Annotated in this window: 8 protein-coding genes; 5 read left to right on the forward strand and 3 right to left on the reverse strand. The window is 73.0% G+C overall.

The window, feature by feature from the left end; all coding sequences use genetic code 11:
- Nucleotides 1-133 precede the first annotated feature (133 nt).
- From ACI795_RS19250 to ACI795_RS19260, 3 genes are all read right to left on the reverse strand, one after another.
- A complete protein-coding gene (locus ACI795_RS19250) occupies nt 134-1,171 on the reverse strand; it encodes an autoinducer 2 ABC transporter substrate-binding protein (protein WP_457077270.1) in 1,038 nt (345 codons plus the stop codon).
- Nucleotides 1,172-1,326: 155 nt separating this feature from the next.
- Nucleotides 1,327-2,103, reverse strand: a complete 777-nt coding sequence (locus ACI795_RS19255) for a DeoR/GlpR family DNA-binding transcription regulator (RefSeq protein ID WP_457077271.1) — start codon at nt 2,101-2,103, stop codon at nt 1,327-1,329.
- 210 nt (nt 2,104-2,313) lie between these two features.
- Complete coding sequence (locus ACI795_RS19260; protein ID WP_457077272.1) at nt 2,314-2,787, reverse strand: IclR family transcriptional regulator domain-containing protein; 474 nt, start codon at nt 2,785-2,787, stop codon at nt 2,314-2,316.
- A 287-nt stretch (nt 2,788-3,074) separates the two neighbouring features.
- Here ACI795_RS19260 and ACI795_RS19265 point away from each other — a divergent pair, with 287 nt between their 5' ends.
- From ACI795_RS19265 to ACI795_RS19285, 5 genes are all read left to right on the forward strand, one after another.
- A complete protein-coding gene (locus tag ACI795_RS19265) occupies nt 3,075-4,250 on the forward strand; it encodes an ABC transporter substrate-binding protein (RefSeq protein ID WP_457077273.1) in 1,176 nt (391 codons plus the stop codon).
- Nucleotides 4,251-4,333: 83 nt separating this feature from the next.
- Entirely contained in the window at nt 4,334-5,218 is an 885-nt protein-coding gene (locus tag ACI795_RS19270; RefSeq protein ID WP_457077274.1) for a carbohydrate ABC transporter permease, read from the forward strand.
- Nucleotides 5,219-5,220: 2 nt separating this feature from the next.
- Nucleotides 5,221-6,141, forward strand: a complete 921-nt coding sequence (locus ACI795_RS19275; protein ID WP_457077275.1) for a carbohydrate ABC transporter permease — start codon at nt 5,221-5,223, stop codon at nt 6,139-6,141.
- Nucleotides 6,125-8,770, forward strand: coding sequence for a family 78 glycoside hydrolase catalytic domain (locus tag ACI795_RS19280; RefSeq protein WP_457077276.1), 2,646 nt, complete (start codon nt 6,125-6,127; stop codon nt 8,768-8,770). The genes ACI795_RS19275 and ACI795_RS19280 overlap by 17 nt, the downstream gene beginning before the upstream one ends.
- A gap of 85 nt (nt 8,771-8,855) precedes the next feature.
- A complete protein-coding gene (locus tag ACI795_RS19285) occupies nt 8,856-9,932 on the forward strand; it encodes an ABC transporter ATP-binding protein (RefSeq protein ID WP_457077277.1) in 1,077 nt (358 codons plus the stop codon).
- Nucleotides 9,933-10,044: the final 112 nt, after the last annotated feature.

A 10,044-nucleotide genomic window follows, 5' to 3' on the forward strand; every position in this document is an offset into this window, starting at 1 on the left:
CCCCCCCGCCCCGGGGCCCGCGCGCGGCGTGCCCCGCGCCCCCGCCCCCCCCCCCCCCCCCCCCCCCCCCCCCCCCCCCCCCCCCCCCCCCCCCCCCCCCCCCCCCCCCCCCCCCCGGGGTGATCCCGGAGGATCAGTAGTCGAACTCGTCGACGTTCTCGCTGGTGAGCACCAGCGGGTCACCGAGCAGCAGCACCTTCGAGCTGTCGTCGTAGCTCACGCCGGAGATGTCGCCGCCGACCTCGGGGGAGGCGGCGAAGTCCTCACCGGCGGCCAGCTGGGTCCCCGCCCACGCCGTCAGGTAGCCGAGGTTCTCCACGTCCCACAGCACGCTGGCCGAGGAGGAGCCGTCGGCCAGGTAGGGCGCCATCGAGTTGGGGGTGCCCAGCCCGACGGTGAAGACCTGGCCGATCCGGCCGGCGTCGCGGACCGCCTGCGCCACGCCGGGCGCGGAGGAGGTGCACTCCCCGACCAGGCCGGTCAGGGTCGGGTCGGAGTTCATCAGGTCGGTCGCCATCTGGGTGGCCACCGACTGGTCCTCACCGGCGTAGACGACGTCGGTGATCTCCGCGTCGGGGTACTCGGACGACGTGTAGGCGCGCTGCACCTCGATCCAGGAGTTCAGGTTCTCCGCCGTCTCACCGCAGGAGACGATGGCGTAGCGGCCCGCGCCGCCCATGGCCTGCATGAGCTGGTCGGTCAGCGTCTGGCCGATCCCCTCGTCGGAGGCCTGCTGGACGAACACCTGGCGCACCGAGTTCGGGGCGTCGGTGTCGGTGGTGCCCACGGCGATGCCGGCGTCGGCGGCCTGCTGGAGCAGCGGGGCCATCGAGTCCGGGTCGTTGGGCGCCACGAACAGGACGTCGACGCCCTGCTGGATGAAGGACCGGACGATGTCGGCCTGGGCCGCGGCGTCGGCCTCCACCGGGCCCTGGTACAGCCACTCGCAGCCCAGCTCCTCGCAGGCCTGCTGGCCGCCGGTGTTCATGGCCTCGAAGTAGGGGATGCCCTGCAGCTTGGGCACGAAGGCCACGGTGGGGGTGTCGCTCCCGCCGCCGTCGCCCCCGTCCCCGCCGCCGGCCGAGCCGCCGCTGCCCTGGCCGCAGCCGGTCAGCACCAGGGACGCCGCGGCGAGTCCGGCCGCGAGGGACGTGTACCGGTGTGCTCTCATGCTCACTCCATCGTGAGGCGGGCGTACCCGCGGTGGGCCCGCGTCCCGGGTTCGGGAGCGGGTTCCGGGCAGGGCCCGGACGGGACGGGTCGGCCGGTGGCCACCCGGTCGCCGGGGTCGGTCGGCCGGCTCGACCGGCGTCGCCGGTGGCCGGGTCACGACCGGTCCTCCAGGTCCACGACGTGCACCCGGGTGCCCGCGGCGGAGATCGCCGCTGCGGCCGCGGGGTCCACGCCGGAGTCGGTGTAGACGGCGGTGAGCCGGTCGATGGGGACGCACGGGTGGATGGAGAAGCCGCCGAACTTCGACGAGTCCAGCAGGCCGTAGACCTCACGGCAGGAGCTGGCCAGGTACCGCTTGGCCTGGGCCTCCTCGCCGGCGAGGTCGAGCAGTCCGTGGTGGGCGGTGATGCTGTGGCCGCTGAGGAACCCGCGGTCGATCCGGCCGCGGCCGGCCAGCACGTCGCCGACCAGGCCGACCAGGGACCGCGCGGAGCGGCGGACCACCCCGCCCGGCAGCAGCACGTTGGCGTCGGTGCGTTCGCAGAGCAGGGTGGCGATCGGCAGGCTGTTGGTGACGACCACCAGGCCCCGCCGGTCCAGCAGCTGGCCGGCCAGGTAATGGCAGGTCGTGGAGGAGTCCAGGGCGATGACGTCGCCGTCGCGCACGAGTGGGGCGACCGCGTCGGCGATGGCCTCCTTCTCCGCCCGGTGCAGCCGCAGCCGGGTGTCGAACGTGCCCTCGTCGGCGGAGCGCGCGGCGACCGCACCGCCGCGGACGCGCCGCAGGGCGGAGCGCTGCTCGAGCGCCTCGAGGTCCTTGCGGATCGTCACGGTCGAGACGCCGAGCTGGCTGGCGAGCGTGCGGACGACGACCCGGCCGTCCGCCTCGAGCCGGGACAGGATCGCCTCGGACCGGGTGATCTCGTCCACGAGCGCCTCGCCTCCCGCCGACTGCGTTGTCAGTGGTGCGGTCCGATGTGACCCGCGCCGCAGAACTAAGCAGAAGGGCAAGCGAGCGACAAAGCACGAAAAGGTAACGAAAGTCTGCTAGGAGCCATTCGAAAGCGAGCCGGTTGCGAAGCAGTGTGCGAGCCGGGCACTCAGGCGGAGGGGCGTGTCTTTCGGGAGGTGACCGGGGGGTCAGTGCGCCGGGCCGCCGGGTCGGCGGTCCGGAGGGCCCGGGTGATGCCGCGCGCCGCCGTGTGCAGCAGCGGCACGACCTGCGCCCCGGCCGTCGTTGGGGACCACCACCGACAGCGCCGCGACCACCTCGCCGCGGCTGTCGCGGACCGGCACCGCCACGCCGGTGGCGTCGGGGTGCTGGTGGCCGTCGAGGACCGCGGACTGGCGTCGGCGCGCCTCCGCCAGGGCGCTGCTGCGCAGCGCCGCCGGCGAGTCGAACCCCCGTGGCGTGACGGGCCGGAGCGGGCCGGCGATCTGCGAGAAGTTGATGACGGCGTCGCGGGCGCTGAGCCGTTCGACGAACAGCACGTCGTCGGCGTCCAGGACGCCCAGCTGGACGTGGTGGCCGAGGACGGCGCGCACGTCCTCGAGGAAGGGCGTGGCCGCGTCGCGGAGGGAGACGGTGGGGAGGCGCGGGACCCCAGCTCCCACAGCCGGACGCCGATCCGCACGTGCCGGCCGGGGCTGCGCCGGCGGGGCAGGTTGCGGTGCGGTCACGGTCCGGTGTCGGACGGTTGACCGTGCGATGTGTGCCGCGCTACTTTTCCACCGCGATTGAAGCGCTTCAATTCAAGCTCTCAGGAGGACTGGTGACGATGAAGTCGACTGGCCGGACATGGGCCCCGCGGATGGCGTGTGCCCTCACGGTGTCCCTCGCCCTCGCAGCGTGCGGCGGTGGGGGAGAGGGAGGCGGCGGCTCCTCCGACGACGGCTTCACGATGATGTCGCTGAACGAGAACACCACCCAGGACTCGGTGCTCACGACGCTCAGCGAGGACCAGTGCGCCACGGCGAACGAGGCGCAGGCGCTGGACATCACCGAGCAGGCCCAGGAGAGCGTCGACCAGCAGATCCAGCTGCTGGCCGGCCAGGACGCGCTGCCGGACCTCTTCCCGGCCAACACCCCGGACCTGATCCGCGAGCTGGCCGACAACGACCAGGTCAGCAACGTGGCGGACGTGCTGTCCGGCTCGGACGCCGCCGACGCCATCGTGCCGGCGGCCCAGTCCGCGGCCGACCAGATCTTCGGCGACCAGCTCGTCCTCCCGGTCGAGCTCAACATCGAGGGCATCTGGTTCAACAAGGAGATCCTGGAGGCCAACGGCATCGCCGTCCCGCAGACCTGGGAGGAGCTGGTCGCCGCGTTCGAGACGCTGAAGGCCGCCGGCGTCCAGCCGATCTCCAACGCCGGTGCCGGCGGTGACGGCTGGGGGGTCAGCCGCTGGGTCGGTGCCTACCTGTTCCGCACGATCGGTCCGGAGGCGATGCGGGCGATCGCCGACGGCGAGGCCAGCCTGACCGACCCGGAGTACGTCGCGGCGGCCGACGCCATCGCCGAGCTCGGCGAGGCCGGCTACTTCGGTCCCGCACCGACCTCGATCGACTACGCCACGGCGATCAACACGTTCCTGACCGGCGGCGCTGCCTTCATGTACATGGGCTCCTGGGCGCTGTCGGACTTCAACGACCCGGAGGCCAACCAGATCGGGGAGGACGCCATCGGCTTCCTGCCGTTCCCCGAGGTCTCCGGTGGCGCGGGGGACAGCGACCAGACGCCCACCAACCTGGGCACGTCGATCGTGCTGTCCTCCTCGGTCGCCGAGGACGAGCAGGCCCAAGCCTGGGTCGAGTGCATCGCCGCGAACTACGGCACCGTGGCGCTGCGTGACCACGGGCAGATCACCGGGCTCGAGCTGAGCGAGGAGGTCGAGGTGCCCCCGCTGACCGGGCTGGTGCAGGACCAGATCGCGGCCACCGACGAGAGCGTGCTGTGGTTCGAGGCGCTGTTCCCGGCCTCGGCGACCACGGCCAGCCAGCAGAACGCCGGCCTGCTGGGCTCGGGCCAGATGAGCGGCGAGGACTTCATGGCCGCCGTCGCCGCAGAGCTGGGCTGACCACCGCACCCGGTGCGGGCGGGCACGGCCTCGCCCGCACCGGGTCTCGCACGTCCTGAACCACCTCGGAAGGCGGACCCCTCGTGAAGGAAGTGCTCGGCGACAGGCGCACGATCCTGCTGCTGCTGGCACCGGCCCTGGCCGTGTACACGCTGATCATGCTGGTCCCGATGGTGTGGTCCCTGGGCTACACCGTCTTCGACGGCAGCGTGATCTCCGGCTTCCAGTTCGCCGGACTGGACAACTTCAGCCGGCTCTTCAGCGACCCGAAGATCGCCGACGCGCTCTGGTTCACGGTCAAGTACGCCGTCGTGATCACCGTCGGGCAGGTGCTGTTCGGGTACGTGCTGGCCCTGCTGTACGTGTTCGTGCTGAAGCGGGCGTCGGCGCTGGTGCGCACGCTGGTGTTCTTCCCCGTCGTGATGCCGACGGTCGCCGTCGCGCTGCTCTTCCAGAAGCTGTTCGAGGTGGCGCCCCAGACCGGACCGGTCAACGCGCTGCTCAACGGCATCGGGTTGGACTCGGTCAACTGGCTGGGCGACCCGGGCAACGCCTTCCTCGTGCTGGCGATCATGGACATCTGGCGGTCGATGGGCTTCTACGCCGTCCTGCTGTACGCCGGCCTCATCGACATCCCCGACGAGGTGCTGGAGGCCGCGCGGCTGGACGGCGCGTCGGGCTGGCAGCTGGTCCGCAGCGTCGTCATCCCGCTCTCCTTCCCGGTGCTGGTCTCCTCGCTGATCTTCAGCATCAACGGGACGCTCAAGGTCTTCGACTCCATCTACGCCCTCACCGGCGGAGGTCCGGGGACGGCGACGACGCCGCTGACGCTGGCGATGTACCGCACGTCCTTCGCGTCCGGCGACTACGGCTACGGGGCGACGATCGCCCTCGCGCTGACCGTGCTGTCCCTCCTCGTGACGCTGCTGATCTTCAAGACGTCGCGGCGCGACCTGACCCAGGGCTGATCATGACGACGACTCCCGCGACCCCCGTCGCCGCCGCGCACGCCGACCTCCCCACCGGGGAGCGCCGGGCCCCCCGGCCGCGGCGCCGCCGGCGGCCGATGCGCGCACTCCGCAAGCTGCCGCTGTACACCGTGGTGGCCCTGCTGCTGATCAGCGTGGTCTACCCGCTGGTCTGGCTGGTCCTGGGGGCCTTCAAGACCCAGGACGAGTTCCTCAACTCGCCCACCTGGGCGCTGCCCGAGGACTTCACCAACCTGGAGAACTTCGGCGCCGCCTGGGGCAGCGTCAGCCAGTACCTTCTGAACTCGGCGATCGCGGTCTTCCCGGCGCTGCTGGTGATGCTGGTGATCGGCACGGCCGCCGGCTTCGCCCTCGAGGTGATGGTCTGGAAGGGGCGCAGCACAGTCCTGCTGACGTTCCTGATCGGGATCATGGTGCCCTGGCAGATGATCCTGCTGCCGCTGTTCACCGTGTACTTCCAGGCCGGCCTCACCCAGACGCTGTGGCCGTTGATCATCACCTACACGGCCGCCGGCCTGCCGCTGACGGTGTTCCTCATGGCCACCTACTTCCGGGCCATCCCGCGCGAGGTCTTCGAGGCGGCGACCCTCGACGGGGCCAGCATGATCCGCTCGCTGCGCTCGATCGCCTTCCCGATGATGAAGAACGCGATCTTCACCATCGCGCTGGTGCAGTTCTTCTTCCTGTGGAACGACCTGCTCATCGCGCTCACCTTCACCACGCGGGACGAGCTGCGCACGGTCCAGGCCGGCCTGCTCAACTTCACCGGCGAGTTCGGGGTGGTGCAGTACGGGCCGACGTTCGCCGCCATCTGCATCAACGTGCTGGTCATCCTGGCGATCTACCTGTTCCTGAACCAGCGCGTCATGCGCGGGATGGCAGCCGGTGCGGTCAAGGGCTGAGGTCGAGCAGGTCGGCGGCACCGCGGCGTCGGACGCGCAGCCGGCGCCGCGGGTCGAACGGGTCGCCGTCGAGCACCACCGGGACGCGCTGGGCATCGGTGAGCCGGCTCCCCGGCTGAGCTGGACCACCGTGGCCGGGCCGGACTGGGTGCAGGCCGGGTACGAGGTGGCGGTCGGGCGAACCGGCTCCACCACGACGACCGGCTGGCTCCCCGGCAGTGACTCGCTGCTGGTCCCGTGGCCCGGGCAGCCGCTGCGCTCCCGGGAGCGGGCCGAGGTCCGGATCCGGGTGTGCGGGGCCGACGGCACGGAGTCCGGCTGGTCGGAGCCGACCGTCGTCGAGGCGGGCCTGCTCGCGCCGGAGGACTGGTCGGCGGTCGCGATCGGTCCGGGCCCCGGCACGGCGCCGGACGGCGTGTGGCTGCTCCGCCGGGAGTTCGACGTCCGGGACGACGTCGTCAGCGCCCGGCTGTACCTGACGGCGCACGGCGTCGCCGAGGCCGAGGTCAACGGGGCGGCCGTGGGGGAGGACGTGCTCGCCCCCGGCTGGACCTCCTACGCCCACCGGCTGCGTTACGCGACCCACGACGTGACCGGTCTCCTGCGGCCGGGGCCGAACGTGCTGGGCGTGCGGCTGGCCGACGGCTGGTACCGCGGGCTGGTCGGGTTCGACGGCGGCACGCGGGAGGTCTACGGCGACCGGGTCGCCGTGCTCTGCCAGCTGGAACTGCGCCATGCCGACGGGTCCACCGCGGTGGTGGCCTCCGGTCCGGAGGGCTGGCGCGCTCTGCCCGCGCCGACCACGTCGGCCAGCTTCTACGCCGGCGAGCGGCACGACGCCCGCGCGGAGGTCGACGGCTGGTCGTCCCCCGGGACGCCGGCCGGCGACTGGCGGCCGGCCACCGACGTGTCACCCCGCGACCCGGCGACCCTGGTCGCCCCGGAGGGCCCGCCGGTGCGGTGCACCGAGGAGCTGGCGCCGGTGGCGGTGACGCCGCTGGAGCCTGGCACCTCGCTGCTCGACTTCGGGCAGAACCTGGTCGGCCGGCTGCGCCTGCGGGTGCGCGGCCCCCGCGGCACCGTGGTGCGCCTGCGGCACGCCGAGGTGCTGGAGGACGGCCGCCTGTGCACCCGACCGCTGCGCGGGGCGCCCTCGGTCGACGAGTACGTGCTGACCGGGGAGGGCGTGGAGGAGTGGGAGCCGCGGTTCACCCTGCACGGTTTCCGGTACGCGGAGGTGAGCGGCTGGCCGGGTGAACTCGACCCCGGCGCGGTGACCGCACGGGTGCACCACACCGACATGGCGCGCACCGGTTGGTTCGAGTGCTCCGACCCGCTGGTGACGCGGTTGCACGAGAACGTGGTCTGGAGCATGCGGGGCAACTTCGTGCACCTGCCGACGGACTGCCCGCAGCGGGACGAGCGCCTCGGGTGGACCGGCGACATCCAGGTGTTCGCCCCGACCGCCGCCTTCCTCTACGACTGCAGCGGCATGCTCCGGTCCTGGCTCCGGGACCTCGCCGCCGAGCAGCTGCCCGACGGGACGGTCCCCTGGTACGTGCCCTACGTGCCCGGCGGACCGATCTGGTCCCCACCCCGGCCCGGCGCCGTGTGGGGCGACGCCGCGGTGCTCACGCCCTGGGTGCTCTACGAGCGCTTCGGCGACCGGCAGGTGCTGCGCGACCAGTACCCGGGGGCGCGGGCCTGGGTCGACCTGGTGGACCGGCTCGCCGGCCCGGGGCGGGTCTGGGACCGCGGGTTCCAGCTGGGTGACTGGCTGGACCCGGCCGCACCTCCGGAGGACCCGACGGCCTCGGTGACCGACCCCCACCTGGTGGCCACCGCCTACTTCGCCTGGTCGGCCGAGCACCTGGCCCGCACGGCGGACGTGCTCGGTGAGACCGCGGACGCCGAGCGCTACGGCGTGCTGGCCGAGGAGGTCCGCGGCGCGTTCCGAGGCCGGTACGTCACCGCCGACGGGCGGCTGACCAGCGACACCCAGGCCGCCCATGCGCTGGCCATCTGCTTCGGCCTGCTGCGGCCGGAGCACCGGGCGGCCGCCGGCGCGCGCCTGGCCCACCTGGTGCGGACCGCGGGCAACCGCATCGCCACCGGGTTCGCCGGCACCCCGCTGGTGACCGAGGCGCTCACCCGCACCGGCCAGCTGCCGACCGCCTACGACCTGCTGCTCTGCGAGGAGCTGCCCTCCTGGCTGTACACCGTCCGCCAGGGCGGCACCACCATCTGGGAGCGCTGGGACAGCCTGCTGCCCGACGGCTCGGTCAACCCCGGCGACATGACCTCCTTCAACCACTACGCGCTCGGCGCGGTCGCCGACTGGCTGCACCGCACCGTCGCCGGGATCGCTCCGGCCGAGCCGGGCTACCGACGGGTGCAGTTCCGGCCGCAGCCCGGTGGCGGCCTGACCTGGGCGCGGGCGCGGCACCACTCGCCGTACGGCCCCGTCGCGATCGAGTGGCACTGGACCGACGGCCGTCTCGAGGTCGAGGTCGAGGTGCCCACGGGCGTCACGGCCGGCATCGAGCTGCCGCTGCAGGAACCGCGGGAGGTCGGTCCGGGGCGCCACCGCCTCACCGCCGACGTCCCACCGGACTGGGCCGACCGATGAGCCCGGTCCACTCGCTGCACCCGGCGGGGGCTCCCCGCACCGGCGCGGAGGTCCCGCCCGGTGGACACCAGGAAGGACGTTGACGATGGCGACCGTGGTCTACGACAAGGCGACCCGGCTGTACCCGGGTGGGGAGAAGCCGGCCGTCGACCAGCTCGACCTGGCGATCGAGGACGGCGAGTTCCTGGTCCTGGTCGGCCCGTCCGGCTGTGGCAAGTCGACCTCGCTGCGGATGCTCGCCGGCCTCGAGGAGGTCGACGGCGGCGCGATCCGGATCGGCGGGAAGGACGTCACCGACGTCGCGCCCAAGGACCGGGACATCGCGATGGTCTTCCAGAACTACGCCCTCTACCCGCACATGAGCGTCGGGGAGAACATGGGCTTCGCGCTGAAGATCGCCGGCGTGCCGAAGGACGAGCGCGCCACCCGGGTGCGGGAGGCGGCCAGGATCCTGGACCTGGAGCCGTACCTGGACCGCAAGCCGAAGGCGCTGTCCGGTGGTCAGCGGCAGCGGGTGGCGATGGGGCGGGCGATCGTGCGCAACCCGCAGGTGTTCCTGATGGACGAGCCGCTGTCCAACCTCGACGCCAAGCTGCGGGTGCAGACCCGCACCCAGATCGCGGCGCTGCAGCGCCGGCTGGGCATCACCACCGTCTACGTCACCCACGACCAGGTCGAGGCGATGACCATGGGCGACCGGGTCGCGGTGCTGAAGGACGGCGTCCTGCAGCAGGCCGGCAGTCCGCGGGAGCTGTACGACCGGCCGGTGAACGCCTTCGTGGCCGGCTTCATCGGGTCCCCGGCGATGAACCTGCTGGAGCTGCCGGTGGTCGACGGGGGAGTGCTGTTCGGCGACGCCGTCCTGCCCGTGGAGCGCACCACGCTCGGGCGCACGAGCAGCGAACGGGTCCTGGTCGGCGTCCGGCCGGAGGACCTGGTGGTCGGTGACCGCGGTCTCCCCGTCTCCGTCGACGTCGTCGAGGAGCTCGGCGCGGACGGCTTCGTCTACGGGCACACCGAGCTCGCGGGGGACCGGCACGAGGTGGTCGTCCGGGTGGACGGCCGGCAGACCCCGGCGCGGGGCTCGACCGTCCACGTCCGGCCCGAGCCCGGGCACACCCACCTGTTCAGCACCGCCGACGGGCTGCGGCTGGGCGGCTGACCGGGCCGGACGGAGAAGGGGGGGGGGGGGGGGGGGGGGGGCGCCCCCCCCCCCCCCCCCCCCCCCCCCCACACACACCCCGCCCACCACCACCCCACCCACCCCCCCCCCC

The sequence above is a fragment of the Modestobacter sp. SYSU DS0290 genome, assembly GCF_054050955.1.